This is a genomic window from Proteus sp. G2675 (assembly GCF_963886535.1).
GTDB classification, from domain to species: Bacteria; Pseudomonadota; Gammaproteobacteria; order Enterobacterales; family Enterobacteriaceae; genus Proteus; species Proteus mirabilis.
Genome location: NZ_CAWPCB010000054.1, coordinates 35,326 through 62,075 on the forward strand (window position 1 = coordinate 35,326; position 26,750 = coordinate 62,075).

General features: G+C 37.4%; 24 protein-coding genes and 4 tRNA genes. 4 read left to right on the plus strand and 24 right to left on the minus strand.

What is annotated here, in order from left to right; all coding sequences use genetic code 11:
* Positions 1–478 precede the first annotated feature (478 nt).
* Positions 479–658 (plus strand): GhoT/OrtT family toxin, encoded by a 180-nt coding sequence (locus tag AACQ49_RS17525; RefSeq protein ID WP_017628013.1) that lies wholly within the window; start codon positions 479–481, stop codon positions 656–658.
* 103 nt (positions 659–761) lie between these two features.
* Here the strand turns inward: AACQ49_RS17525 and AACQ49_RS17530 are convergent, their stop codons facing one another.
* From AACQ49_RS17530 to AACQ49_RS17610, 17 genes are all read right to left on the minus strand, one after another.
* Positions 762–1,901, minus strand: a complete 1,140-nt coding sequence (locus tag AACQ49_RS17530) for a hypothetical protein (protein ID WP_161779194.1) — start codon at positions 1,899–1,901, stop codon at positions 762–764.
* A gap of 5 nt (positions 1,902–1,906) precedes the next feature.
* A complete protein-coding gene (locus AACQ49_RS17535) occupies positions 1,907–2,563 on the minus strand; it encodes a DUF2612 domain-containing protein (RefSeq protein WP_004243615.1) in 657 nt (218 codons plus the stop codon).
* Positions 2,560–3,747 carry a baseplate J/gp47 family protein gene (locus tag AACQ49_RS17540; RefSeq protein ID WP_115286834.1) on the minus strand — a complete coding sequence of 396 codons (1,188 nt, stop codon included), beginning with the start codon at positions 3,745–3,747 and terminating at the stop codon, positions 2,560–2,562. Before AACQ49_RS17540 ends, AACQ49_RS17535 begins: the two co-directional genes overlap by 4 nt.
* On the minus strand, positions 3,740–4,084 hold the full coding sequence (locus tag AACQ49_RS17545) for a hypothetical protein (RefSeq protein ID WP_004243617.1): 345 nt from the start codon (positions 4,082–4,084) through the stop codon (positions 3,740–3,742). Before AACQ49_RS17545 ends, AACQ49_RS17540 begins: the two co-directional genes overlap by 8 nt.
* Positions 4,081–4,773 (minus strand): Gp138 family membrane-puncturing spike protein, encoded by a 693-nt coding sequence (locus AACQ49_RS17550; RefSeq protein WP_004243621.1) that lies wholly within the window; start codon positions 4,771–4,773, stop codon positions 4,081–4,083. The genes AACQ49_RS17545 and AACQ49_RS17550 overlap by 4 nt, the downstream gene beginning before the upstream one ends.
* Before the next feature lie 2 nt (positions 4,774–4,775).
* Positions 4,776–5,588 carry a baseplate hub protein gene (locus tag AACQ49_RS17555; RefSeq protein ID WP_004243622.1) on the minus strand — a complete coding sequence of 271 codons (813 nt, stop codon included), beginning with the start codon at positions 5,586–5,588 and terminating at the stop codon, positions 4,776–4,778.
* Positions 5,557–5,877, minus strand: coding sequence for a phage baseplate plug family protein (locus tag AACQ49_RS17560; RefSeq protein WP_004243623.1), 321 nt, complete (start codon positions 5,875–5,877; stop codon positions 5,557–5,559). Before AACQ49_RS17560 ends, AACQ49_RS17555 begins: the two co-directional genes overlap by 32 nt.
* Positions 5,878–5,889: 12 nt before the next feature.
* Positions 5,890–6,378, minus strand: coding sequence for a phage baseplate protein (locus tag AACQ49_RS17565; RefSeq protein WP_036895252.1), 489 nt, complete (start codon positions 6,376–6,378; stop codon positions 5,890–5,892).
* Between the two features lie 2 nt (positions 6,379–6,380).
* Positions 6,381–8,684, minus strand: a complete 2,304-nt coding sequence (locus tag AACQ49_RS17570) for a hypothetical protein (protein ID WP_036895254.1) — start codon at positions 8,682–8,684, stop codon at positions 6,381–6,383.
* Between the two features lie 82 nt (positions 8,685–8,766).
* Entirely contained in the window at positions 8,767–9,225 is a 459-nt protein-coding gene (locus tag AACQ49_RS17575) for a hypothetical protein (protein WP_004243627.1), read from the minus strand.
* 59 nt (positions 9,226–9,284) lie between these two features.
* Entirely contained in the window at positions 9,285–9,737 is a 453-nt protein-coding gene (locus AACQ49_RS17580) for a phage tail fiber protein (RefSeq protein ID WP_004243628.1), read from the minus strand.
* 10 nt (positions 9,738–9,747) lie between these two features.
* Positions 9,748–11,235 (minus strand): DUF3383 domain-containing protein, encoded by a 1,488-nt coding sequence (locus AACQ49_RS17585; RefSeq protein WP_161779195.1) that lies wholly within the window; start codon positions 11,233–11,235, stop codon positions 9,748–9,750.
* 8 nt (positions 11,236–11,243) lie between these two features.
* The gene (locus AACQ49_RS17590) at positions 11,244–11,756 is read right to left on the minus strand and encodes a phage gateway protein (protein ID WP_012368090.1); all 513 of its coding nucleotides are present in this window, start codon (positions 11,754–11,756) and stop codon (positions 11,244–11,246) included.
* A 36-nt stretch (positions 11,757–11,792) separates the two neighbouring features.
* Positions 11,793–12,242 (minus strand): lysis system i-spanin subunit Rz, encoded by a 450-nt coding sequence (locus tag AACQ49_RS17595; protein WP_062814249.1) that lies wholly within the window; start codon positions 12,240–12,242, stop codon positions 11,793–11,795.
* Positions 12,239–12,643, minus strand: coding sequence for a hypothetical protein (locus AACQ49_RS17600; protein WP_004243635.1), 405 nt, complete (start codon positions 12,641–12,643; stop codon positions 12,239–12,241). Before AACQ49_RS17600 ends, AACQ49_RS17595 begins: the two co-directional genes overlap by 4 nt.
* 2 nt (positions 12,644–12,645) lie before the next feature.
* On the minus strand, positions 12,646–12,945 hold the full coding sequence (locus AACQ49_RS17605) for a phage holin, lambda family (RefSeq protein ID WP_161779196.1): 300 nt from the start codon (positions 12,943–12,945) through the stop codon (positions 12,646–12,648).
* A 381-nt stretch (positions 12,946–13,326) separates the two neighbouring features.
* Entirely contained in the window at positions 13,327–14,142 is an 816-nt protein-coding gene (locus tag AACQ49_RS17610; protein ID WP_161769413.1) for an antitermination protein Q, read from the minus strand.
* A gap of 245 nt (positions 14,143–14,387) precedes the next feature.
* On the opposite strand from AACQ49_RS17610, the gene AACQ49_RS17615 reads away from it, so the two are divergent.
* Complete coding sequence (locus tag AACQ49_RS17615; protein WP_004248370.1) at positions 14,388–15,125, plus strand: LexA family transcriptional regulator; 738 nt, start codon at positions 14,388–14,390, stop codon at positions 15,123–15,125.
* Positions 15,126–15,224: 99 nt separating this feature from the next.
* On the opposite strand, the gene trpS is transcribed toward AACQ49_RS17615, so the two are convergent.
* The 5 genes from trpS to AACQ49_RS17640 form a co-directional block, all read right to left on the minus strand.
* A complete protein-coding gene (gene trpS / locus AACQ49_RS17620) occupies positions 15,225–16,244 on the minus strand; it encodes a tryptophan--tRNA ligase (protein WP_036907807.1) in 1,020 nt (339 codons plus the stop codon).
* A gap of 316 nt (positions 16,245–16,560) precedes the next feature.
* A tRNA-Thr gene (locus tag AACQ49_RS17625) sits at positions 16,561–16,636 on the minus strand.
* 6 nt (positions 16,637–16,642) lie between these two features.
* A tRNA-Ser gene (locus AACQ49_RS17630) sits at positions 16,643–16,730 on the minus strand.
* Positions 16,731–16,979: 249 nt separating this feature from the next.
* Positions 16,980–17,055: transfer RNA gene (locus AACQ49_RS17635), tRNA-Thr, on the minus strand.
* Between the two features lie 6 nt (positions 17,056–17,061).
* Positions 17,062–17,149, minus strand: a tRNA-Ser gene (locus AACQ49_RS17640).
* 203 nt (positions 17,150–17,352) lie between these two features.
* On the opposite strand from AACQ49_RS17640, the gene rcsD reads away from it, so the two are divergent.
* Both rcsD and rcsB read left to right on the plus strand, forming a co-directional pair.
* On the plus strand, positions 17,353–20,046 hold the full coding sequence (gene rcsD, locus AACQ49_RS17645) for a phosphotransferase RcsD (protein WP_004243645.1): 2,694 nt from the start codon (positions 17,353–17,355) through the stop codon (positions 20,044–20,046).
* 17 nt (positions 20,047–20,063) lie between these two features.
* Positions 20,064–20,720 carry a response regulator transcription factor RcsB gene (rcsB, locus tag AACQ49_RS17650; protein ID WP_004243646.1) on the plus strand — a complete coding sequence of 219 codons (657 nt, stop codon included), beginning with the start codon at positions 20,064–20,066 and terminating at the stop codon, positions 20,718–20,720.
* 247 nt (positions 20,721–20,967) lie between these two features.
* Here rcsB and rcsC read toward each other — a convergent pair whose 3' ends face one another.
* Positions 20,968–23,796, minus strand: a complete 2,829-nt coding sequence (gene rcsC, locus AACQ49_RS17655; protein WP_012368095.1) for a two-component system sensor histidine kinase RcsC — start codon at positions 23,794–23,796, stop codon at positions 20,968–20,970.
* A 200-nt stretch (positions 23,797–23,996) separates the two neighbouring features.
* Positions 23,997–26,630, minus strand: coding sequence for a DNA topoisomerase (ATP-hydrolyzing) subunit A (gene gyrA / locus AACQ49_RS17660; RefSeq protein WP_004248375.1), 2,634 nt, complete (start codon positions 26,628–26,630; stop codon positions 23,997–23,999).
* Positions 26,631–26,750: the final 120 nt, after the last annotated feature.

Below are 26,750 nucleotides of genomic sequence, written 5' to 3' on the forward strand. Positions count from 1 at the left end.
GGATCGAGCTTCTTTAAAAAAACAAAAAAATAAATCCTCTTTAAAGGCAACAAGAGGATTTTAATCACGTCCTAGTTAACACTTAGCTCCTTTAAGTGTTACCCATCCATGAGCAAGTTATACTCTAAACAATGTTGTTAATGATATATGTAACTTAGTAATCAATATAATAAGGATGTTGTTACTATAACCCCCTTTGGGATCGTTAATAGAATAGATAAAAGCCTAAAAGGGATAAAGCTTAAAAAATAGTGTTAGGGTATTAAAAAGACTTACAGTAGCAAAGGCTGCGGTAAAACAAGAAAAGTTGTTATAAGCTTGTTGGATGTTACTTAAGTAAAATATGCGATCAATAATGAAATAAATGCTAAAAAAACACCAATTGCTAATGACATTTGTTGAAAATTTTTTCTTCTTAGTCTGTTTCTTTAACAAAATTAGCGTACAATTACTGCAATTTTTTTACTGAAGATCGACTATGTCTGTTATCGCAACTATTGGAATAGGCTACCTAATTGGGGCTGTACTCTCTTTTATTATCACCTTCTTTTTAACTAAAGATCCCAGCTTAGCTATGCGCCTGCTGAGTGCTTTTCTTATCGCAATAACATGGCCATTGAGTTTCCCAATGGCCATTATATTTTCTATTTTTGGTTAGTTATATATAGCTTTATATTTCTCTATATAAATCTTTATATTATTATCTAATTAAGTTATTAAATAATTCTTTGATAATTATAACATTTACTTTATAAGTATAATTATCTTAACTCCATCCAAGTTCCCATTCTTCCATTTAAAAGTTGATAAGTTCCCCCTTTAGGAACAACAAAACTACAATTATCCAAACTGCTATACCCTTTAATTAAAATACCATCTAATTTAAATTCAACTGCACGGCCATCAGACCATATAAGAACATAAATAGGTCCTTCTGAATTATTGGTGTAAACCTCTCCAATTTTACGTTCCTTAGTTACATCTATCCATTTTTGATTGTTTCCTAACAATCCTTTTCCTTTTGGCTGATACTTTCCATCTGACTCTGATTTAGAATAACTATAACCTGTCGCTAAATAATTGCCTTTAGGTTGATATTTATTATCAGATTCCGTTTTCGTATAGGATGCACCCACTAATGCATAATTGCCTTTGGGTTGATAATTCCCTTTTGGCTGAAAAGCATCAGTAGCGGCTTTTTGGCTAATAACATGAGCCGTTGAGGTTCCGGTCGCTTGAGAAATATTACCCTTATCAAATTTTTTATTAAGCTCATTTTTTAAATTGGTATTAGTGGCATAATCTCCTGAAGCTTGATAATTGCCTTTAGATTGATATTTCCCATCAGATTCTGCTTTGGTATAGCTATCGCCTTTATTCGCATAATTTCCCGCAGGAGCATAATTGCCTTTGGGTTGATATTTAGTATCTGATTCCGCTTTTGCATAGCTATAACCTTCCACTTGATATTTACCCACCGGCTGAAAACGCTTATCAGCCTCGGCTTTGTTATAAGCGCCCACTTCATTCGCGGTGATATCAGCTTTTAACTCAGCCCATGCATTACCGGCAATAGGCTCAATATTATTATTCTCAATTTTAGACTGCCATACCTTATTGTTATGATAAACCACACTACGAATGGCATAGGGCTTGCCCGCTTCTGACCATTTAGCAAAACCTTGTAATTGCATTTCACCAATAGACTCGGTGATATCGTGAAATAGGCTGTTCATTTTTTCACGTTCAATATCTTTTGCCGCCGGATCAGTGACTTGGTCACGCTCATAATCATAACCGTAACCTTGAGTATAAGATACTGAGCCATCTGTTTGGATCTCTACAGGCACAACTGTTTTATCCCCTTGCGTGGCAAAGGGGATTTTAAATATTTTAGTCATAGGATTTATTCTCCGAAATTACTTTTTAAGAAATTTTTACGATATGAACCATAACCAAATGCTTTTTTAGTTATGATGCGATATTTGACGCCTACGCCAGAAGGACGTGGCATTAAATCGAAGTTTTCTAATAATAAACGTAAGCGTTCATCGGGATTAAAATTAAAAACGTAATACATATACGTCATATCAAAGGGATCAAGTACAAATACTTTACTTTCACCTCGCCAGAAAAAACGTTTTAAAAATTGATTAATATTGGTGACCGTCGGACTTTGGGTGAGATTAAAATAACGCATTCTTATCAACATTCTTTTTTGATCTAACGTCAGTGATAAGGTGTAATCGGTATTGCGTCGAAAATTTGCGTTAAAATTAGCTTTCTTTTTACCAAAGCCAAAACCTATTTTTGTTTTCTCACTTGGGGAAATATCAATGCCTAAAGGCACATCTAAAATACGCGCCCAGACTGCTAACCCAAAGTCGTTGGCGGTATCAATATTAAATATATCGCGATACCAATTTTGCCAAAATAACACGGTGGATTGGTGAAAATAATCTGCCTTAAAATGAGCCAGTGATTTTAATTTATCGGCATTTTCATATTGCCAAAGTATCGCTTGTAAAAGATCTGAATGATAATCAAACTGTTGAATATTCATACCATCACCACTTGTATCGCCCCTTTAGGTAAGCGGGCAATTTGATTAATGGCAATGGTAATTAATGCTACATGCCAATTTTTTCCATCTGTTGATAACTCCACTTTTGTGACAAATAAATGTGGCTCCACAGCATTGACGGCAGCGGAGATCTCAAAAGGAGAGACATCTCTCCCTACCACCAGCCCATTATCCCCCTCTATCTCTCCATGACTCCATTTTTCTAGTGCATCAGGAATAATGGTTTGTGCATCAAAAGAGGATTTTTTAACGGTAACTTTGCAAAAAATCGTCACTTCTTTGGGTCGTGAAAATTTAATCGGATATGCTTGACCGCTTGCTGGCTCTAAGAGATTTATTTCAATATCACCATTAAACGCCGCACCTATTGTTTTCGTTCTTAATAAAACATTGGCAATTTCATGGCTGTCTCCCCCTTCAACACAGACATAAATGCTATGTGGCAATAAGGAAATACCATCGATAGTTAATGTTTTATCAGTGAAGTTTTCTCGAAAAGAGAGAGAGTTAACCCCTGCTAATTCATAGAGGGACGATGTAATAGCTTGGGCAACACTGATGGTATTTTTAGCGAGAGTCTGTTTACGCCGACGCCTAGCTTTAATATCAGATTCTGCATAACGGCCAATAATAGCGTGCGTGGTATTATTGACTTTTTCCCAGCCTAATACCGAACTTGCCACTTTATTTAATTGCCCAATACCACAAGTGATAGGCCCGTACTCTTTAGCGCGCATATCCCCAGTTATTTTTCCAGTGTCTGCGATAATAAGAGAGGTTAATGTTTCAAATACTGCGCCATTTATCGTTAGGGCTTGTGAACCTTTAGGGATAATGGTGCCGGGCACTCCCATAAATTCCACATTACTTAAATAGGAGTGTGTGGCATTAATACGCTCTCCTCCCATTAACGCCCATATTGCATCAAGAAAAATCCCCCCAGCAATATCGGGATTAATTTGATTAGCAAGTTCGGCATTATTACGCACAATGGCATCGCGATTTTCAATTTCCATTGTTGCCAAAACCCCTTGGGGCGTTTCTGGCGATAAATTGATTGATTGCCCAAAGACAGTGCGAAATTCGTCTTCTACCTCCTTTCGTAGCGCTGCCGTATCAGGAACAATAACGCCTTTATTATTAATATATCGATAATCAGCCATGTAATGTAAATCCTCCATATATCGTGCGTATATCCGCCTGATATTTCAGTACGCCATTATCTAAAAAGGCATTAAAATGGCTGATAGCCACAACTTCCTCGATTTCAGCCAGACGTTGTCGAAAAGCCATTTCAAATAAAGGAATATCAACTTGACGGCTAAATGTTGCTGACCAATAAGGAATACCTTTATCTTTTTTATGCAACATCTCACCACGAACTGCTTTAATAAAATGCTGACAAAGGTTTTTTACTGCTTCATCGTTATCACAAATTTGCAGATCACCTTTAGCATCAATCACCAGATCATTATGCTGGTTTATAGCAAATGTCCTCATATTGGACTCCCTGTGTTATCTTTGCCTGCTTGTACGCCACTATGACGATGGGTTGAACCGATATCTTTCCCGTTGTGACGCATCACGCCCCCTTGAGAATCACTATTTCCATTTACCGCATAATTACCATTTACTGTGACATTGCCGGTAAATATCGTTTCTCGGGCATTGATTTCATACTTGGGGGTTTCCAGTACAACTTTATCGTTATGAAGAGAAAAGCAGACAGAACCATCCATTGACTGAATAACCAAAGCATCAATATTTTTTCCGTCGATCACCCAACCTTTTAAGGTGTCAGGAAAAAACATCGCATCACTAAAGGTATGTAATCGGGTGGTATTAGGTCTATCCTCTAGACCACCGCGTTGAAAAATAAGGCTAATATCACGATCATTAGCTTTTAACCAACCAAAATCTCCCGCTTTAATCGGTGCTCTAATAAAAAAACCTCCGCCACCAAAGCGAAATACGGGAATATTTGCAACGGGTGCTCGTGAAATAGTTTGATTATCCGTGGTTAACATCATCACCAGTGGTTTGATCACGGCTCGATTGCTTTTTTCATCATAATCAATGACTGTTGCGGGCAACATATCATCCGTATTCATCATCAAATGGCGAAATGCGGACGAGAAAGCCCCTGCCAGTGAACCAACACTCGCAATATCGTTATTGGGTTTACTCATAATTAAGCTCGTTTACAAATTGCGGTATAGTTGAAATCAGCCTCATGTGAGGCAACACTAAACGCCAATTGCTCAATGATGTAATCACCATTTAATGAAGGGTTTAATTTACTCTCAAGGCGAAGCATTCCACCAAGCTCAGAGGTGCTATCAATCAAGTAACTTACGGTTAACCCACTTTCTGTCGCTTTGGGAATGCCAATCATGCCTGAATTCATATTTAAAATACGCAAACGGCTTTTTAGTGCTTTGTCGTCATCTTTTACAAATAACGTATCATCATCAATAAAGGCTTTAACGTCCCCAGCTTCCTGTAAACGTTCTATTTGATGCAATGCTGAGCCACAATAATACCAATTAGCAATATTCTTATCGGTAGCTTGAAAATCTAGTTTCACCCCACAATCATCAGCAATAGCCAAGGCTATTTCACTCAGCCTGCGCATTGTGCCGCCACTGGAAGAAATAATTTTTCCCGCGCTTTGATGACTGGTTTTTGCCGATAAAGTTAACGTCACATCAGGAGGTGAATCTATTTCAGCACTGACAATATCGCCAATAAATAAAGAGAGTAATCCGGTATTAACTCGGCCGACCTCCAAATAGAGTCGTCGCGTTTGCTTATTGTTATTATAGGGACTGGTTTCTGTCAGCAGATAATCTCTTGTTTGTGCATTTAGCCCTGAGATAGTGACATTACATTCATTTTGTAATGGATTGGCATACTTTGTTCCACTGGCTGAAATACGTAATCCTTCATACCATTGAAGCCGTTCTCCGACTTCAATTCCGAGCCTTATTCGTCGAAGATCCATCTTCCTCACTCCAATACACTAATGATTGCGTCTTGGTAAATTCCTCATACCAAGGTAATGCATCATGCTCTGTTAAAAACATTAAATTAATTCCCTGATTTAAATAGCGATAAGGAATTATCGGTGTATTAGCAACAAGGCGCATTCCTGTAATAAGTATTTCACCTTCTCGCTCGATATCACAAAACATGGTTTGATTAGCCACTTTAAGCGTTAATTGCCAATTCACACCGGCTATTGCTACAGAAAATCGTTGATTAGGAATGGCTTGTAATGGTATTTCTTGCATTTTTTCTACCTCCTAGCCCTGTTTTTTTCCTATTGGTATGGATTTTTTACTTTTCACATTTCCTCGATTAATCGTTGAGGATTGCTTAGGTTTTTTAGTCGATTTAGCTGATTTTTTATTGTATTCAGGCTCAATGCTTTTCCATTCAATAAACTTCAGTTTTAACTCAATAGCGTCTACTTTTGACGGATCTTCATCATGGCTAAGACTTTCTAATAGCATTGGTTGATAGGTACTAACACGTGTTTGAATACCCACTAACGTATTTTCGTCATATAACTGTTTTATAGTGGCATAAGCATTGGCAATATCGCCCGTTAACAATAAGCTGATACTGATACTGATGGGGTTGATCACCACATGGTCACTGCGGCTTTCCCCATTTTCTACCGTAAATGTAATCGCTTGGTGGCTATCGTCTATGGTGACTTGAGTTGGGTTAACACTATCAAACAATGTGGTAAAAGAGGCTAAATCAAAAATTCTAACTTCCGTTATCATAATTACACCCTCCAGCCACTAGAGTGATTCTGCGATATATTTTTAGCTTCTTGCTCTGTATAAGATTTCTTGATTTCTTTAACCACCTCCGCACCATTTGTGGCTTGAGTTTCAATTTTGATCTCACCAATTTGCACATTACTTTCATTTTTAATACTTGATTGATTACTGATCATTTGACTGGTCATCGGGTTTAAACTGTTATTTGACGATATTGCTAATCCGTTATTTAACGATTTAACCTCCTGCATAGGACTATAATATCGTGTCGCTGTTTGAGATTGTGGCAAGATATAGTCAAGCTCACCCTCATTTGTTAATCGCCGCTCTACCTTTTGCACCACACGAATTTCTTTTTCTTCGTCGTCCATACCGAAAAAGCTTTTGGCTGATTGCCATATATCTTGTATTAGGTTGATTTTTTCATCGACAAAATCCAATATCTTTTCAACACAGCCCCACATCCATTCAAATAGGCTCACCACTGAATCAGAAACAAAAATAAAGATATCAATAATGGATTGCCCCCAAGCAATAAGATTATTAATCCCTATTTCTAGAGTCTGTATAAATTGGTTAAATGAGTTAGATATTAGATCCCATGCAGCAATAACAAAATCAGCAACAACAGTGACAGCCTCTTTTAAATATTCAAAGAATGATTGCCATGCCTGCCATATCGTCATGATCACACTTTTTAATACTGGGTATTTTTCTAATATACGGCCGATCATGGAATCGTTACCGTTAATAAAATTCATAATATCGTCATAGACGAGTTTAAAGGCGACACCTAATAAACCAATCACCGTTGCAATAGCAATAATAGGTAATGCCATGGCAAGTGTCGATGCGGCAGCAGAGATCATGACGGGTAAATAATAAATAGCAACAGCGGCGCCGATGGCGGAGAAAAAGCTAATCACAATATCTTTATTTTTCACACAAAAATCGACTAATTTATCAAACCATTCCATGCCTTTTGCCAGCGTAGGAATAATCATATCTAAAAAGTTATTTTTGAATTGTGCCGCTAATTGACTAAATTTATGTATTGTGGCATTGAGTTGGATCGCACTTTCAATACTGTCGTCGTTAATACCTGAGAATTGTTTTTGTACCCCCATCGTACGCTCTAGCTCTTGACGACCTTTCATCATTAATTCGATGGTTTTATCATCAACAACACCTAATTTTTCCAGCTCTTTTTGGGCATCATCAAAACTCATATTTTTAACGTTATCAGCGATCTGTAAAAGCTGCTCTATGGGATCTTGCATATCATCAAACGCAGTTGCCATAGCGGCTAAATCCGCTTGAGCAGCTTCTTTCGAGCCACCAATTGCAGCCATCGCCCCTGAAAAAGCGTCAATATCAATCGCCGCAACACCCATTTTTTTACTGAGTTTATCTAATGATTCGATTTCTTGAGAACGTTCAAGTGACGCAGAAAATACCTTTTGTAACGTCCCCATAATATCCGTTGCACCTATGGCGTTTAGGATAAAATCTTTCATTTTATCGACGGTTTGCTGATAACTTTTCCCGGTTTCATCAACACTACTGCTTAATCGACGTTGAGCTTGAGCTTCTTCTATTGCCGCTTTAATACCTTGGGTTTGCATGGTGCTGATAAATTGATCGTAATCGGCACCTAGATTTTTAATCACCTCATCAATAACTAATTTATTTTCTTTATTTTTCTTTTCTGCCTCAGTTAATAAAGTTAATTCATTATTTAATGAAGCAAGCTGATCTTCCATTGCCTGATATTCAGCATTTAAATTCGCAAGATGACTTGCATCACTATCCACATCATTGCTAAGCAAATTTCTCGTGTAATTTAATACTGACATCGCATCTTTTAGAGCGTCAATGCTTGACGTAATTGAATGGATCTTCTCTTGTGTTTCACCACTATTTATTTCAATATTTATGGGCTCATCAAGCGATAAACTCGTCAGCCCCATTAAGATATTTTGCAAAAAAGTATCAAATTCTTGAGTACTACTAAGTGCCGTTTTAACGATTTGTTGTATCGAATTTTCAACAGTTTCAGAGGCTTGAATAATTTCTTGGTTGTCCACCGAAAGGTTTATTTCAGGCTCCAGTGATAATTCGTTAAAACTGGCGGCTATTTCTTGAACAAAGGCAAAAAAGCGATTAATACCTGCTGATGCGCCCTGCTCTATTTTCTTCATTTCCTCAAGAATTTCGTTGGTCGATTTCCTGATATTATTTAATGCGTTATCAGATACCTCCGCGTCTAACGTCAGTACCTGACTAAATACGGGTAATAGCGACATTATCTCTCCTTGGACGCCGCTAGCGCCTCGTTATAACGATTGGTAATCGCAATTTCCCACAGATCAAAAGCTTCCTCTAAATCTATGGTTGTTTTGAGTTCTGTGAAAGAGGCGAAGCCGGCTGAGATGATGACGGCAAAGAAGCCATCAGCGTTTTTATAATCGACGGGAGAGAACCGCTGAGCTTGCCTAATAGGTATTGAAGGAAATTTTGGCTCCCGCCGTTGCCGAAAAAACTGGTGTTGTACTTTAACATTTCTAATTCAAGACGAATTAACGCTTCCCCATCAGGGACGTGATTATCAATTAATGTACTGGTTTTTAAATAAATTTCTTGGCCTTCTTTTTCTACAGCAACATACGCCATCATCTTTAACATGGCCTCTTTACTGACTTCATAATCACCGATTTTAGGGGCATTTGATAATGGGTATTTAGCCAAGATCTCTCGTCCAATTGTGGCGGGTAACCGGCTAATAATAAAGGTATGCTGTTGACGATCACTATCAATCACCGTGATCTCTTTTGGCTTAATCAACATATAAAAACTCCATAAAAAAAGGCGACCGAAGTCGCCATGATAAAAAGTAAGATTAATAATTAACGCGCTCTAACACGGTCAAAATCTTGGAAAATAAAAGTGTACTGCTTAGATTTAAGACGCCCTACCCCTGCGACTGAATTACCTCGGCAACCGCCAGTAATACGTCCATTACGTGCCGTGGTAATAGAGCCATCTCCATAAGAAGCGACTAAAGTAATCACATCACTGGCAGGACGTCGTCCCCGTCTTGCAGTATTAGCATCAAACAAAATAGCTAGATTTTCGTCTTCTTCACTTCCCGCTAACACATTAATGGTGACCGTTTGAGGTGTTGGTGAAGACCAACTGACCAAATTACCATTAATATCTACCGCTGTTTGTGTAATATTAACTGTCGGTAAATCTAAAGGATCACCTTCATCAGAAAAGGTGGTGATCGGAATACCCGCTGGAAATGTTTTACTTGCTTGAATAATAAGGCTTAAGCCTGTTGCTGAAATATCGTTCATTGTTTATTCCTTAAACTAAATTATGTGAGCCTTCAACTTTACGAACCCAATCGCCTTTACCGTAAATCAATACATATTTCATGGTGTATTCCGGTAAATTCCCTGGCCCTGTTTGTTCAACGATTTCAGCGTTGTACCAATAACCTTTGTTTTGTACATCGTGCCACGCTAAATCATCACCTGCCGCATCTGTAATTGCGATTTTTTGTACTTCTGTTAATGCCTTACCCGTTTGAATAGTGCCGTTATTTAATGCCTTGGTTACTGCCCCAGCAATGATCATCATCGCTCTTGCTTCACCATCTTTATTCGCAGGAATACCGCGTGTTGACAGTAGTAAACTAAGCCACTGCTGTGCAATATACGCTTTTAACCATTGCTCATTGGCATGTACGCTCATATCTACTGGATTAGCACCATTACCACATAAAAAGCCACGTTGATAGAAGCTGATCTCAGAGCCAGATACCGCCGTTTCACCATAATAGTTCACGCGCAATTTATCTAAGCGATCGGCCGCCATATCTGTGGTAACTTGCGATGGGAATGTAATACCAAATTGTCGATACATGTAATTTGTGGTGGCATTAGTACGCTCAAAATCTGTTGCTGCCATAATTGCCATAGGCAACGCTTGCACAAAAAAGTTTTCCTCGGTTTTTAAATTCAACCCTGTCGATGCGGTATTCATTAATGCCTTGCTGTACATTTCAGCTTGTTGATCTGGCACCGATAAATAAAGTTGGTATTTGACATTTTCACCTGCTACGTATTCAGCCAGTTCAACACTTTGCTCAATAGATAGTTCGGTTAAAAATGTTGCACTACCAAATGAGTCAGAAATAGCTTCTGCAGCCATAAAGGCTTCAAGGGCAGTCTGTGATGCATTACCCTCAGAAGTTTGTCCCTGACTTAACCCTAAGGCATCAGCAAGAGGTGAGTTGTTGACGCTAATCTGCGCTTTTTCTTGCACACCGCCGCTGATTAAGAAAGCACTATCCATAGCATTAAAAGTCACATAACAACTGGCAAATTGTGGCTCACTTTCAGCATTGAGTTTTGCTTGAATTACAGATGCAATATCACTATAGGACGTCACGTCTTGAAGAGAGAGCTTGCTGATTTTTTTGGTCACATCGCCAATCACCAGCGTTAACTCACCCTCTTCAATCAGCTTTAATTTATCCAGTGTGGCAACCGGCCCACCAAAGAGTGTTGGCGCTCGCCCCATTGGCTCATAAGAGGCAATTTGTAGCTCTTTAGGCTTGCTGACGGGAGCCGGACTCACATAACTAAAATATTGGCGGGCAAATTGCGCTTCTGGAGAATCAGCCCCCAGAAACTCATCAACTTGACCAGAAGTAAATTCGAGTACTTTCCCTGCTGGAATTTTAGGGTTTGTTGAAAAAATACGTGCGGTCAGTTTACGCATTGGTGCAGTAGAGGCACCAATCACCGCACTCGCAATATCAACATAGCGTGTTTGTTTAATAGACATATTTATCCTTAAATACGAGATAGATTAGATATAAGTAAATGTGTAGCTGCAGTGTTTAGAGATAATGAGCAGGGAAAAGTGACATTAAAATCAAATGAAGGATTATGTTCATAGCTATTTCCTTCATTAATTATTGGCGCACGCCTAATTTCTGTCGCACGTTGTATTCCTATTCCTTTTTTTCTCATTGATTCAATAAAAGGCAGCGAATGAATGATCATTCGCGTTGTTCTAATTAAATCACCTGCAGTAAAATCAGATTGTTTTTTAGTAAAGCTCTGAACTTGATAAGTTAACTCAACAAGTTGTTGTTCAGTGTGATTGGCATTATTACCTTGAACATCATAACTTCTTTTCTGCCAACCTTGGCTCACCTCCTTAATAGGAAAAAACATAATAATATTATTATCAGTGATTTCTTCCGGTTGATATCCTGTAATAACTTCAGCATTGATATCTGTTTTTATTAATTGTTTTATTAATTGCTCTCGAATAGCTTTATTAATATCATTATCATTCATTTCATCTCCTTTATTTTACACTCCTTTTTAATCACTTTAATTAATACACTCTTGGCGAATATAATCTTGTAGACCTAAGATGATGGACTCTGACTGAGCAATTCTTTCTCTGAGTATCCAATAATTTCGGATAGCGGCGTCAGTAGGTCTGGCGCGGGTTGCATCATCCACGCGGGGGGTGGAATTGGCGTCGTTTTTTGCACAACTGGCTCTGATGTACACCCGCTCAGGATCACGCTCAGCATAACTACGCAACCGGTTAATTTCACTCTTGGCACTGGCTAACTCCTGTAAACGTTGAGTATCCATTTGATATAATTGCTTTATTCTTAATTGATAGTTTTTGTTTTCTACAATCTGTTGCGTCAGTGTTTCATTAATTTTCACATATTTTTGTTTTAATATTTTATTTCTATCAATAACCCAAAAAAGTCCAGCAATTAAACATAACATAATGATTATTATGATTTTTGTAAGATAGTTCATAATAACAACCAAGCATCTTCAAATACTTTTTTGGCATAGGGTTGATAACCCAGTTCAATATTAATAATGGCTATAGATAAAGATATACAAACATTTTTTATTTGGGTATCAATAGGTTTATTACTTTCAATCCCTATTTCTTTTGATACGCGCTCAATATAACCTAATGTATTATTCTCATTAGGTGGTGCATAGCGATAAATAATAGATTTAATTGTATTTAAACCATATTTATTTTGATAGGTTTGAATTAATTTATAAATTGCTCTGATGCCATATTCTGGTGAAATAAATTGACAAAAATCTTTATCTGTTTGCGTGCTTGCCAATCCTTGCCATTTTGCACCATGGCGTATATTACCTGGGTTATTATTACGTTCACCCCGCGCTATTTTAGCCATTTTTAACTCCTATTTTTCCTTATAAGAAGTTTGCTTACAGGTTCAATGCCTACATAACCAATAAAGACACTGGCTAAGTAAGCAAATTGATGATTAATACTAAATAAAAGGAAAATATCTTTGATAAACCAAGCAAACATTGCACACATCAGTCCATCTAAAAAAGTTTTTTTCCATCCTCCTGCGTTATATAAACTTCGAAGAATAGCCATTCCCCCAGCGAGTAAGGCTGATATACCTTGCTCTTTCATTGAATAAAGAACAATGCATATTTGTTCCCATAGATCTGGATTTTCTTTCATTATTTCTTATGGCTTACCTCCAATCAGAGGAAATGTCATTAATAATATATTCATTCTTCATATCTAATTTTAAGCACAAGGCTAATATGAATATATTGACGGTTTTATTTATCTAATAAATGTAGATAAAAGCGTAGTATAAAAAATGCCATAACATAAACCTATTGGCAGTGAGATCGATTAACTCGCCAAGCTTATATAGTGGTCAGTGTGATAGTGATAAATATTGAAAACAAAAAAGCCCCACTTCAAAAGTGAGGCTTCTTAGATTTTGCTGAGAGCTTGTTAGATACAAATCTCTCACTATGGAGTTATAGTATGCTTATTTTTCCTTTAAGTCAACAATATTTTTTCATGAAAATAAATAAAAATAGAAAATTATTATTTTACAGTAACTTCTTGTAGAAATTTATCTGATAAAGACTCTTCTTTAAAGCATTCCGCCACTAAAAAATCGAATAGCGGTTTATAATGACTATAAGCAGCCGTTTTTGAAATACTCACCACATGTTGCAATTGTTGTAAGACTTCGCTGAACTTAAGGCGAGGATAACCGCGTCCAGCACATTGGCGACAAGGTTTAAATACGGCAACTCCTTGTAATTCAGTCTGTTTTTTATCAATAATTTTTCCTCGTCCATGGCAACGGCATGCTAAACGAATTTCCGCTTTACCTTTGCATGTAGGGCAAATAACGCGTGTTACTTCCCTTACCTCTCGAAAAGAAGCTTTATTTGATGAGGTTGTTTTTAGATGAGGTTTGGCATTTTGAGTAACCTGCAGGGTTGTTTTTCGACCATGGCATTTGGCGGTAAAAACTTCAACTTCGATAAAGCCATCATCACAATCAGGACATGCTCTCTTGCTGGCTGCACTTCTGGCATAATCCTGAAAAGCATATTCAGCGATAATATGTAAAACTTTAGCTTTATCATGTTCAGCTAACTTATCAATCATCTTATATTGGTTAACTTGAGTTAATGCACATTGATACAGGCTTTCTATCGCTTCTTCGGGACGGTTAATGTGGTGCTTAGCTAAAAATAGCTCTATTCCCATTCGCCCTTTACGTGTCGCTAAGCTTATTGAAGCCATTACATCCGTAATGGATAATGAATCAACAGCTTTAGGCGTCCTAACATCACTTAATACAACACTTTTTGGAGAAAAATACTTAGGTAAGTCAGCTAATCTCATACAATATTCCCTTTGATTTACTGTCACGACTTATTTGCTTATCCATATCCCACAACAAGTTAGGGGCACTTACATGCCTGCTTAAATCACCATTAGCGTATTGATGCACTCAATGCTATTTTATACTCAACCTATCCGTTATGGTTAATTTAGTTAACAAACCATATTTAACATACTTTTATTAACTGTTAGTTAATGCTAGTATGTAACTAAAGTCACGTCAAGATAGAAAAGGAAATTAACTAGTGGTTAAAAATGACTATAAGTTAGCATTCACAAAAAGACTACAAGAAGCCTGCTTAGACTCCGGGATTGCGGGTAGAGGGTTAGGTAAAAGAATTACAGAGGCATTGGCTAAACAAGGAATAAAAGTCAGTGCGCCTGCTGTCTGGAAATGGTTAAATGGTGAATCCGTTCCTGACTCAACAAATATTTTAGCCTTAAGTCAGTGGCTAGATGTTCGAGCTGAATGGTTAGAATATGGCAGAGGCGCCAAGAAAAATGATGGCATTTCTGTTAATGAAATAATGCCTGTTAATGATTGGGATAATAGTACTCCTATAGAGCGAGATGAAGTGGAGATCCCTTTTTATTCAACAATTGAATTGGCTGCAGGTTTTGGCAGTTGTACCACTGATAATCAAAAGGTGGAATTATTGAGATTCTCTCGTTCTACATTTAATCAATATGGTGTACAGCCAAGTGATGCTGTTGCTTTTAAAGTGCATGGCGACAGTATGTCACCGGTTATTCCTGACAGCTCCATTGTAACCATCAGTACAGGGCATACTAAGATTATTGATGGTGGTATTTACGCTATTCAGCAAGGTGACTTGTTAAGAGTTAAAATCTTGCACCGCTTACCCAATAATAAAATCATTATTCGTAGCTATAATACGATTGATTATCCTGATGAAGAATCAACCTTAGAAGAAGTAAAAATCTTAGGGCGTGTTTTTAATTGGTCGGTGATGGGCTGGTGATCGCTTTAGGAAAAGTGAATGAAAAAGTGAATAGTGCTAACACTAGGCTTACTGATATTCACCGTTAAGCCTAATGTTAGCTTTTTTAAATACAATAGCTCACAAGATCAATAATCCTAGACCACGTTTTACTTCATCAAGCTTTTGTTGAGTCACTTCTTTCGCTTTATCGCTCCCTTCTTTGATCACTTGTAATAAATAAGCTTTATCATTAATAAGTTGCGCTCTTTTTTCACGTATTGGTTGCAGAAGCTCTTGTAAGATATCATTAAGCATAGCTTTGCATTTCATATCACCAAGTCCTCCTCTTTGGTAATGAGCCTTCATTGCTGTCACCATGGCTTTATCTTGGCAAAAAGCATCTAAATAGGTGAACACCACATTACCTTCAATATGACCTGGTGATGCAACATCAATATGTTGCGGATCGGTATACATCGAATAAACCGCTTTTTTAATTTCATCGGCTGTGGATGATAAATTAATCGTATTACCTAAGGATTTAGACATTTTCCCACTACCATCTGTACCGGGTAAACGACCGACTTGCCCTACCACGACCTTACAGCTTGTCAATACGGGTTGTCCTATTAAGCTATTTATTTTGGTGACGATTTCATTGGTTTGCTCAATCATAGGCAATTGATCTTCTCCTGCGGGCACAATATCTGCACTAAATGCAGTAATATCCGCCGCTTGACTGACAGGATAGGTTAAAAATCCCGCCGGCAATGAACGAGAAAGATTTTTTTGCAAAATCTCATGTTTTACTGTTGGATTACGCTCTAAGCGAGATACTGTGACAATATTTAAATACAGCATAGTCAGTTCTGATAAAGCCGGTAGTGCGGATTGTAAGCATAATGTGGAAAGTTTCGGATCAATACCAACAGCTAAATAATCAGCCACCACATCAAAAAGAAATTTACTGACCTTTTCAGGTGTTGAGCCATTATCGGTTAACCCTTGCATATCAGCCATTAAGATATATTGTGTCGCTTTATTCTGAAATTCGACACGTTGCTGAAGAGAGCCAATATAATGACCAAGATGTAAAGGTCCAGTGATCCGATCCCCTGTTAAAACTATCGATTTATTTTCAGTGAGATATTTGTTCATTGCATTTCCTTAGTTGGGATAAATACCGCCAGAGAAATGCCATAAACAACATCACCGCGCTCTGGCGGCAATAGTGTTATTTATATAAATCAAAGATAAATAGGACTAGGTGCCGCTTAAATAAAGCGCCACCAATTTTGAATTGATCTTAATGAGCGAGGTCTTGTATTCACAATCTTTCCTTATTAACTTATTTAGTTGTATAGCAGTTTTATCTATAAGTCAATCAAGGAAAATTATCCTAAGATCATCATTATCCCAACAAGTGGAGATAAGAAAAAACCCGTTACCTCTTACGAGATAACGGGTTCTTATATGGTGCCGGCTACCGGAGTCGAACTGGTGACCTACTGATTACAAGTCAGTTGCTCTACCAACTGAGCTAAGCCGGCGAATTCTGGCGGAAGGATAGAGATTCGAACTCTAGGATGGTTTCCCATCGGCGGTTTTCAAGACCGCTGCCTTCAGCCACTCGGCCATCCTTCCATGGCGCGCAATTATGCCTATCTCTGAGCTTGCTGTCTAGTCCTGATGATAAAAAAAATGTTTTTTTTATTTGTTTGCTTAAACTTCATTCGAATTTTGCCTAAAAAACGATAACTTATTAATTTAGTGGTTAAATTTTGTGAGTTTTTGCTTTGTGATGATGGTGCTTTACAGATAAAAGCGATGAATAAAGGCGAGAAAAAGATAAGAAAAAACCCGCTATCTCTTACGAGATAACGGGCTCTTATATGGTGCCGGCTACCGGAGTCGAACTGGTGACCTACTGATTACAAGTCAGTTGCTCTACCAACTGAGCTAAGCCGGCGAATTCTGGCGGAAGGATAGAGATTCGAACTCTAGGATGGTTTCCCATCGGCGGTTTTCAAGACCGCTGCCTTCAGCCACTCGGCCATCCTTCCATAGCGCGAAATTATGCCTATCTCTGAGCTTGCTGTCTAGCATTCAGCGTAAAAAAAATGACTTTTTTTGTTTATTTGCTCAAACTTCACCCGAATATCCCTTTTAAAGTAATAACCTGTTAATATAATGACTTAATACTGATGGTTGTTTAGCCAATTTTTTCTTTTTTATTGACTTCATTTCTTAAAGGCTCGCAAACTGAATGCGTACACTGACCCAATTAAAGCCAAATACATTAACTCGCTTATATGCTCTGTTTCTTCTGTTTATGGCCATATCCCTTTTTCTATATGCTTATAGCTATTTTGATACTTGGCTAGAAAGTAAAAAAAATGCCATTAATAACACGACTAATAAGTTTGCTTCTCAAGTTGAAGATTACCGCTATCACGCTAACCAACTATTCCAGTTATCAAACAAAATTAATGATCCAACCCTCTTTCTGCCTTTAAAAATCAATCCGGTCAAACTACGCTCTGATGTTTATTGGCTTGAAGGACGCGATCAGACCGTTGACGCTATTGTTTTTGGTAAATCGAATGAACAAACCTTTCAGTTAGCCGGTTATTTTGCAAACGCGTTAGAAATTATTTGGGGGGTACGTAATAACTATAGCTCTCTCTATTATCTTAATGGTAAAGGCAATGATCTTATCCTTATTACTACCCACTCAATACTAAAACCAGAATTGCGCTATAAAGAAAGCTATTTAACACTAACGGCTGAAAACAAACGTTCTGAGCTATTAATGCAATCAACGGCATTAGATGAAAAAGAGAGCCTTTCTCCCATTAGGAAAATGCCGACAGAAAATATTTATTACTATACCTACCGCACCATGTTTAATGTGCCAGGGCAACTGACCAGTGTTATTGCCTTTGATTTACCCATAAATAATTTTCTACCTGCTGAGCTATCACCTCAATATTTAAGATTATTACCCACAGGACAGCAGAGTGTTTATGATAAAAACAATATTGAGGTATCAACGGATGGGACTTCACTCATCTTCTCACAGCCCATCGCAGGAATACCCTACTCTTTATCTTATGAGTATCCACTAAAATCGATTTTCAATGAGATTGTGTATAAAAATATCTGGTTACTTATCAGCCTACTCATTTTTATCTCGATTTCAGTGTTTGGCCATATCTATATTCGTAATAAATATGTATTCCCTTATATTTCGATGACGCGTAATCTTCGCATCAAAGAAGAGATGACTAACGATATCATTTCTAATCTTCCGATTGGTCTATTGGTGTATAATTTTTCATCTAACCATAAGATTATTAGTAATAGCCACGCAGAGAAACTATTACCTCATATCGATTTATCTAAGATCCGCCAGATGGCGATTGAACATAATGGTTTAATCCAAACGGCCATTGATAACGAAATTTATGAGATCCGCACCAGTAGCAACAGCAATATCGATAATACTGCTCTATTCATTTTTCTGAATAAAGACAACGAAGCATTAATCAATAAGAAATTGCAGCTAGCACAACAAGAATATGAAAAAAACACGATTGCACGCCGCAAGATCTTATCCAATATGTCATTGGAACTCATACGACCAATTAAAGATATTAATGAGATGGTATATCAATTTAAAGATCTACTTCCTAACGATACTCACCAACAATTACTGAGTCTGCTATTAGAAAAAACGAATTATATTTCTGAGTGGATAGAAAACATTACGCTAATTAATAAGTTAGAAAATCAAGAATGGAAAATACATCAAGATGAATTTGAACTTTCAACGCTAGTTGAATCTATTCTAATAACCGCATCACCATTTATGATAAGAAAGGGATTAACACTTTATTTCCATAATAATATTAAACCTAGTTTACTTTTATTTAATGATGGCCCAGCATTAAGTAAGATTATTTTATCATTGATTAATTATGCCATTAGTACGACTAATTATGGAAAAATAACCGTCAATCTAAATTTAGAAAAAAATAATGATAAAGAAGAAATAGTAATTGATATTATTGATAGTGGCAGTGGGTTAACAGCTCAAGATCTGGCTAATATTAAATATCCATTTTTAGGTCAAGCTATGGGTGATAAATATTATTCCAACTCGGGTATTATTTTTTATTTATGTCATTTGTTGTGTAACAAAATACAAGGCACTTTGACCATTACAAGCCAAGAAAGTATTGGCTCTCATTTCCGTATCGTACTTCCATACCAGCATATAGATACAGAAGAGCGCTCTTTTGACATATTATTAGAGGGTATAACTGCAAAACTCGCCATAAAAAACCCTGAAATAGAAAAAATAATCTGCCAACAGCTTGATAAATATGGCGCTACATACTTTGATAAAAATAAAGAGAATCTTTACTCAGAATACGATATCATACTTAGAGACACTCCGGATAATAATCCTGAATCAGCAACAGTATTATTAGTTAGCTCTATTACCGGATTTGAAAAAATAGCAAGAAATTTAATAAAGTGTAACTATAACTTCGGTGATCCATTAATTGAGGCTATTACTTATTTGATTGAAGAAAATGAACAACTTTCTCTCGAAACAACTCAAACGAGTATTCGTAATGAGAATAATAACCTTGATCATCACGAAGTAATTCTTAATAATTATAGGAAGAAGTTGAATGATAGTGATTATAAGGAACTATTTATCAATACTGTTCCCATTGATGTTGAAAAACTACACTTAGAAGCAACTAATAAAGACTTTCATTCTCTAGCTCAGACAGCTCATCGTCTGAAAGGGGTTTTTGCTATGTTAGATTTAGAATATCTCAGAGAGAACTGCGAATATTTAGAAGATGACATAAAAAATCATAATGAATTAGAGATAAAAGAACGTATCAATCAACTGGATAAATGGATCCGACAGTTGCTGTAGCAAGGTAACAATTAAACATGAATAACCTTAATATTATTATTGCCGATGATCATCCAATTGTTTTATTCGGCATTCGTAAATCTTTAGAACAAATTGAATGGGTTAATGTTGTTGGTGAATTTGAAGATTCCACTTCACTTATCAATAACTTATCTAAATTAAATGCAGATGCTCTTATCACCGACCTATCTATGCCTGGTGATAAATATGGTGATGGTATTACGTTGATAAAGTACATCAAAAGACATTATCCTAATTTGTCTATTATTGTACTCACTATGAACAATAACCCAGCTATCTTAAGTGCTGTTCTTGACCTTGAAATCGAAGGTATTGTATTAAAACAAGGTGCGCCTGCTGATCTACCTAAAGCACTTGCAGCATTGCAAAAAGGCAAGAAATTTATGCCTGAAAGCGTGGCTAAGCTGTTAGAAAAAGTGAATGCCAATGGTTATGGTGATAAACGCTTATCTCCCAAAGAAAGTGAAGTGTTGCGCTTATTTGCCGAAGGTTTCCTTGTCACTGAGATTGCTAAAAAACTCAATCGTAGTATCAAGACTATCAGTAGTCAGAAAAAATCAGCCATGATGAAGCTCGGTGTCGACAATGATATCGCTCTGCTTAACTACCTATCATCAGTCACTATTGATAAGGAAATTAACGGAGAAAGCTAACCCGTTAACTTTTCTTCTCTATGCTGTATAGATAAAATCAGGAAGCTCATACCCATTGTGGGAGCTTCTCTGCTTTTTTATTACTTTTTATCCGCCATCACATCGTTGGCAACAAAAAAATGTTTTCCTCTCTTCCCCTATCATCCTGAGCCGGCAACCTAGCAACAATATTTATCACTGTAATATCGAAATTTTTCAATCAAATCTACCATGAAAAAACATCGCTTTTCCGAGATTAACCGTTGGATTATGCCACATAGGTGAGTAATACGTCTTTTAATACAGTAAGAGAGACTGGCTTGGAAACACAATCATTCATTCCCGCATCAATACAACGTTGTTTTTCTTCGGCAATCGCATTTGCTGTAACGCCAATAATAGGAATAGTGCGACTCAATTCACGCACTGTTGTCGCTAATTGATAGCCATTCATATTTGGCATATTGACATCGGTTAAAATAATATCGACATGATTTTCTTGCATAAAGGCTAAAGCATCACAACCATCTTCTGCCGTTGCGGTATTAAAACCAATTTTTTTCAGTTGATCGGTCAACAATAAACGATTGATAGGGTGATCATCAACAATGAGTACTGTCAATAATTGTAGATCGTGATCCGTCATTAACGCATTATTCTCTGAGTCATCAGACTCTAATTTTGTTTGTGGTAATTGTAGGATAATCTTAATTAATTCATTTAATTTATATGTACTACATAACCAATTATTCTCAGAGATTTTCTTTGCAGGCTCAAAATAGTGTTCATAAATACGGATAAATTGGCAAGAGTTATCTAAACATTCATCATGATCGGTGATAATAAAATCATTCTCAGAGACCTGAGTCACTTCCGTGAATAATTGACAATGTAAGCCCACATAACTTAAATATCGTTCAACAAAGCTTTCTAGATAAAGATTTTTAATACTGATAAAGCAGCGAATAGTACTCTCTTTATAGAGATTATATTTGGTTTGTCCATCACTCGAATTTAATGCGCCATATAAAGGGATCCGCACAGTAAAACGACTACCTACATTTTCTTGAGAAACAACACTGATATCACCATCCATCAAGTTAATCAGTTTTTCACAAATCGCTAATCCTAATCCTGTACCTTCTGAAGCACTTTCTGTATTTTGCGAGACCTGAAAGAAGGGTTCAAAAAGCTGATGAAGCATTTTTTCATTTATCCCTCTGCCGGTATCATGAATATCGAAATAGAGATAATATTCATCTCGATACAGGTGCAAAGTAATACATCCTGTCGTAGTAAATTTAATACTATTATTTAGTAGATTAGAGATAACTTGTTGGACACGAACCGGATCGTTATTAACGATTTTAGGTACATCCGGCTCAATAAAGCAGTAAATAGCTAAATCTTTTTTAGCAATTAACGGCAAATAGTTAGAGATAACAAAAGAGACAACTTGGCGACAATTGAATGGCTTAACGTCAATTTTTAATTGTTTCGATTCTATCTTCGAGAAATCGAGGATATCGCTGATAATTTTGAGTAGCAGCGATGAAGAGTTATCCATTGTTTTTAATAATCTGGCAGTCTCTTCATTTTGCGTCAATGATTGTAATAATTCTAAGTTACCAATAATGCCATACAGTGGTGTACGCAATTCATGGCTGACTGTCGCTAAGAACATTGATTTAGCTTGGTTTGCTTGTTCTGCGGCCGTTGCCATATTTTGTAGAGAGCGTTCCATTTTAACACGAGCGCTGATATCTACTAATACGCAAATCGCCACATCTTCATTCTGATAACGTGAATTCACAAAACTAATTTGCAAATGATTATGATTATTAGTGACCACATCCACTATATTGCTACTTTTTTCAGCAATAATAGAGAGAATATTTTGTTTATCACTATGGCTTAATAAGCGAAAATAATTATGGGCGAGCTCATTACTTAAAATAATCATGCCATCACGTATTCTTAAGATACTTATTCCTACAGGGGCTGACGCGACTATTTTATGATTAAACTGCTCATGCTCCTCTAAGCGTGAAGCATTATTTTCTGCAGGTGAAAATATTTTTCGCTCAAAAATCCAAACGAAAATAAAGATAACAATCGCCGAAATGATATTTAAAATAATGGCATTAAAAATAGTAAACTTAAATTCATTTAAAATTTGTTTTAATGGTAGTGAATAGACCACACTAAAAGAAGAAGGAAGTAGCTTACGTTTTGCAACTAAATCACTAAAATCATCATCAAAGCCAAAGTAAGGAGCACTAACATCCGGTACATCCCTTACACTGCGATAATTATTCTCTTCAGGATAACTTAAGACTGGATTATTTTTATTGTTTAAAAGATGAATAGAGATAACGCGATCTTTCGTAGGTGAAAAATACTCCAATCGGATCGCCCTTTCGATACCAATGAGTGCAATAAATTTCCCTGACGCATAAACTGGCGACATGACATAGAGGATACCGCTATCCCCCTTGGCATCAGGTACTATCCAGTATTGATTACTCTCTTTCCCTTGAGCTCGTTGATTAATGTAATTACGTGTATTTTCATAAACCATTTTTTTCAACAGTTCAGTATCAATAGGTGATGCACGCAATGGGAAATTAATCATACACATACTATGAGAGCCAACCATAAATACTTGGTTGATACCTTGTAAAGCAGGGGTATTATCTTTCCAGTAATACAGAATACTATTAAATGATCGAAAATAATTGTTTGTTTGCCCTTTGAATAATTCACAATCGGCACTTTCACTTAATTTATGAAGTGAAAAAGGCCCTTCATAAAAAAAAGAATTATTCATCTTAGGGTTTAAATTGAGTTGCTCTTGATGCCGCTCTGCTAAATATTGCAAATCGCGGATAGTACTCGAGGTTTGGCGAAAGAAGCCCAATAAATCGGTATAGTTATTACTATATTCTTGTCGGATATCTGATTTAGTATCATTAAAGATGTTGATGAGATAAAACATGGTTAATAATGCGCCCATTGCCCACAACATGATACCCAGTGCACGAAAAAGGTAGCGGGAAATTTTTAATGACGTTTTAAATGACGAAAGATATCGCAAATAACCACCCTAATCGGTAATACAGATAATCAACTTTCTCATTCTAACAGAAGTTACTCTAGGTCTGAATGAGATGATCTTTATCATCAGGATAATTTTTTCTGATGACTGATAAAATTTTTTGACTAATAAATGCTTATAATATAAAAAAGCAGGCATTCCGCCTGCTTTTTTTGCTTTAAGTTACTGAAAAATAGCTATTATTCTTCTTCGCTATCCGCATCATCTGTTGGTTCAGACTCTGGAACATCAGAGATATTGTCGCTGATCATTTCATCAACTTCATCATCATCTAATGCATCATCTTCATCTTCAACACGTTGTAAGCCAACGACTAGCTCGTCTTCTGTAGTACGGATCAAGGTAACACCTTGTGTATTACGTCCCACAATGCTGACTTCTGATACTCGGGTACGCACTAACGTTCCGGCATTGGTGATCATCATAATCTGGTCAGTTTCTTCAACTTGAATAGCGCCTACCACTTTACCATTACGCTCACTCACTTTAATCGAGATAACGCCTTGTGTTGCACGGTTTTTGGTTGGGTATTCACTTTGAACGGTACGTTTACCATAACCGTTTTCAGTCACTGTTAAGATATCACCTTCGCCACGAGGAATGATCAGTGAAACCACTTTATCATCATCAACCAGTTTCATACCACGAACACCTGTCGCAGTACGACCCATTGGGCGAACACACTCTTCTGCGAAACGAACCACTTTACCATCTGCTGAGAACAGCATAGCTTCATTACTACCGTCGGTTAAATCAACACCGATAAGCTCATCGCCATCATTTAAATTAACCGCAATAATACCAGCACTACGAGGACGACTGAAGTCTTGTAATGGTGTCTTTTTAACCGTACCGCTCGCCGTTGCCATAAAGACAAATTTACCTTCTTCATACTCTCTTACTGGAAGAATAGCGGTGATCCGCTCATCTTGCTCTAGAGGTAATAAATTGATAATTGGGCGACCACGAGCACCGCGGCTCGCTTCTGGTAACTGATAAACTTTCATCCAGTACAGGCGACCACGACTTGAGAAACACAAAATAGTATCGTGTGTATTAGCCACCAGTAGGCGATCGATAAAGTCTTCTTCTTTGATCCTTGCGGCTGACTTACCTTTTCCTCCACGACGTTGCGCTTCATAATCAGTCAATGGCTGATATTTAACGTAACCTTGGTGAGATAGTGTCACAACCACATTTTCTTCATTAATCAGATCTTCGATATTAATATCAGCGGTATTTTCAGTGATTTCAGTACGACGAGGATCGTTATATTGTGTTTTAATTGCTGTTAGCTCTTCACGAATAACGTCCATTAAACGCTCAGGGCTTCTCAAAATATGCAATAACTCAGCAATTTGTAGCAGTAATTCACGATATTCATCTAGCAGTTTTTCATGCTCAAGTCCGGTCAGTTTCTGCAAACGCAGATCTAAAATGGCTTGTGCTTGTTGTTCTGTTAGATAGTATTTACCGTCATGCACACCAAATTGTGGCTCTAACCACTCAGGGCGAGCAACATTGCTATCACCAGCACGCTCTAACATCGCAGACACGCTACCGAGATCCCAAGGTTGGGCAATTAATGCCGCTTTCGCTTCTGCTGGGGTTGGTGCTTGACGAATTAATTCAATCACAGGATCGATATTGGCCAAAGCGACCGCAAGTGCTTCTAAGATATGAGCACGATCACGCGCTTTACGTAATTCAAAAATGGTACGACGAGTCACCACTTCACGACGATGGCGAATAAAGGCTGCGATAATTTCTTTTAGGTTCAATAATTTTGGTTGGCCTTGATGAAGCGCAACCATATTAATACCAAAAGAGACTTGCATTTGAGTTTGTGAAAAGAGGTGATTTAATACTACTTCACCGACTGCATCACGTTTGATCTCAACAACAATACGCATACCGTCTTTATCAGACTCGTCACGTAATCCGCTGATACCTTCAATACGTTTATCTTTTACAAGCTCCGCAATTTTTTCAATTAAACGGGCTTTATTCACCTGATAAGGAATTTCTGTCACGATAATGGTTTCGCGACCCGTTTTCTCATCAGTTTCAATATCAGCCTGAGCACGGATATAAATCTTTCCACGCCCTGTACGATAAGCATCTAATATTCCTCTGCGACCATTAATAATCGCAGCAGTCGGAAAATCAGGCCCGGTAATATATTCCATTAATTCTTCTATGGTGATGTCTTCATTATCAACATAGGCAAGACAACCGTCGATAACTTCACCGAGGTTATGCGGAGGGATATTCGTTGCCATCCCAACGGCAATACCTGAAGAGCCATTAACTAACAAGTTTGGAATACGGGTTGGCATAACAGCCGGTATATTTTCTGTTCCATCATAGTTAGGAACAAAGTCGACCGTCTCTTTTTCCAAATCCGCCAGCAGTTCATGGGCGATCTTCGCCATACGAACTTCGGTATAACGCATAGCCGCCGCGGAGTCACCATCAACTGACCCGAAGTTACCCTGACCGTCAACCAACATGTAGCGCATAGAAAAAGGCTGTGCTAAACGAACGATCGTTTCATAGACAGCACTGTCACCGTGCGGGTGATATTTACCGATTACATCCCCAACAACACGGGCTGATTTTTTATAAGGTTTATTCCAATCGTTTCCCAGTACATTCATCGCAAATAGCACTCGGCGGTGTACTGGCTTCAGTCCGTCTCGAACATCGGGTAATGCGCGTCCTACAATAACGGACATCGCATAATCCAAATATGAGCTTTTCAGCTCTTCTTCGATATTAACTGGTGTGATTTCTCTGGCAATGTCGCTCATGGAGCCACTGTCCCTCATACTACGGATTCAAAGGTGTAGAACTATACCACAAATCGCCAATTTTAGGAAAACTGAAACAATGAAATTAATCACTCTTTCGCGATTCTCTTCGATTTAGCT

What these genes read in the sequence shown, in the direction of transcription:
- AACQ49_RS17575 (WP_004243627.1), bottom strand. Translation starts at nt 9,225, where the DNA reads ATGTTGATTAAGCCAAAAGAGATCACGGTGATTGATAGTGATCGTCAA.
- AACQ49_RS17580 (WP_004243628.1), bottom strand. Translation starts at nt 9,737, where the DNA reads ATGAACGATATTTCAGCAACAGGCTTAAGCCTTATTATTCAAGCAAGT.
- AACQ49_RS17590 (WP_012368090.1), bottom strand. Translation starts at nt 11,756, where the DNA reads ATGAATGATAATGATATTAATAAAGCTATTCGAGAGCAATTAATAAAA.
- trpS (WP_036907807.1), bottom strand. Translation starts at nt 16,244, where the DNA reads ATGAACAAATATCTCACTGAAAATAAATCGATAGTTTTAACAGGGGAT.
- AACQ49_RS17610 (WP_161769413.1), bottom strand. Translation starts at nt 14,142, where the DNA reads ATGAGATTAGCTGACTTACCTAAGTATTTTTCTCCAAAAAGTGTTGTA.
- AACQ49_RS17545 (WP_004243617.1), bottom strand. Translation starts at nt 4,084, where the DNA reads ATGAGGACATTTGCTATAAACCAGCATAATGATCTGGTGATTGATGCT.
- AACQ49_RS17585 (WP_161779195.1), bottom strand. Translation starts at nt 11,235, where the DNA reads ATGTCTATTAAACAAACACGCTATGTTGATATTGCGAGTGCGGTGATT.
- AACQ49_RS17605 (WP_161779196.1), bottom strand. Translation starts at nt 12,945, where the DNA reads ATGAAAGAAAATCCAGATCTATGGGAACAAATATGCATTGTTCTTTAT.
- AACQ49_RS17540 (WP_115286834.1), bottom strand. Translation starts at nt 3,747, where the DNA reads ATGGCTGATTATCGATATATTAATAATAAAGGCGTTATTGTTCCTGAT.
- gyrA (WP_004248375.1), bottom strand. Translation starts at nt 26,630, where the DNA reads ATGAGCGACATTGCCAGAGAAATCACACCAGTTAATATCGAAGAAGAG.
- AACQ49_RS17565 (WP_036895252.1), bottom strand. Translation starts at nt 6,378, where the DNA reads ATGATAACGGAAGTTAGAATTTTTGATTTAGCCTCTTTTACCACATTG.
- AACQ49_RS17525 (WP_017628013.1), top strand. Translation starts at nt 479, where the DNA reads ATGTCTGTTATCGCAACTATTGGAATAGGCTACCTAATTGGGGCTGTA.
- AACQ49_RS17555 (WP_004243622.1), bottom strand. Translation starts at nt 5,588, where the DNA reads ATGGATCTTCGACGAATAAGGCTCGGAATTGAAGTCGGAGAACGGCTT.
- AACQ49_RS17595 (WP_062814249.1), bottom strand. Translation starts at nt 12,242, where the DNA reads ATGAACTATCTTACAAAAATCATAATAATCATTATGTTATGTTTAATT.
- rcsD (WP_004243645.1), top strand. Translation starts at nt 17,353, where the DNA reads ATGCGTACACTGACCCAATTAAAGCCAAATACATTAACTCGCTTATAT.
- AACQ49_RS17530 (WP_161779194.1), bottom strand. Translation starts at nt 1,901, where the DNA reads ATGACTAAAATATTTAAAATCCCCTTTGCCACGCAAGGGGATAAAACA.
- AACQ49_RS17560 (WP_004243623.1), bottom strand. Translation starts at nt 5,877, where the DNA reads ATGCAAGAAATACCATTACAAGCCATTCCTAATCAACGATTTTCTGTA.
- AACQ49_RS17535 (WP_004243615.1), bottom strand. Translation starts at nt 2,563, where the DNA reads ATGAATATTCAACAGTTTGATTATCATTCAGATCTTTTACAAGCGATA.
- AACQ49_RS17550 (WP_004243621.1), bottom strand. Translation starts at nt 4,773, where the DNA reads ATGAGTAAACCCAATAACGATATTGCGAGTGTTGGTTCACTGGCAGGG.
- rcsB (WP_004243646.1), top strand. Translation starts at nt 20,064, where the DNA reads ATGAATAACCTTAATATTATTATTGCCGATGATCATCCAATTGTTTTA.
- AACQ49_RS17600 (WP_004243635.1), bottom strand. Translation starts at nt 12,643, where the DNA reads ATGGCTAAAATAGCGCGGGGTGAACGTAATAATAACCCAGGTAATATA.
- AACQ49_RS17570 (WP_036895254.1), bottom strand. Translation starts at nt 8,684, where the DNA reads ATGTCGCTATTACCCGTATTTAGTCAGGTACTGACGTTAGACGCGGAG.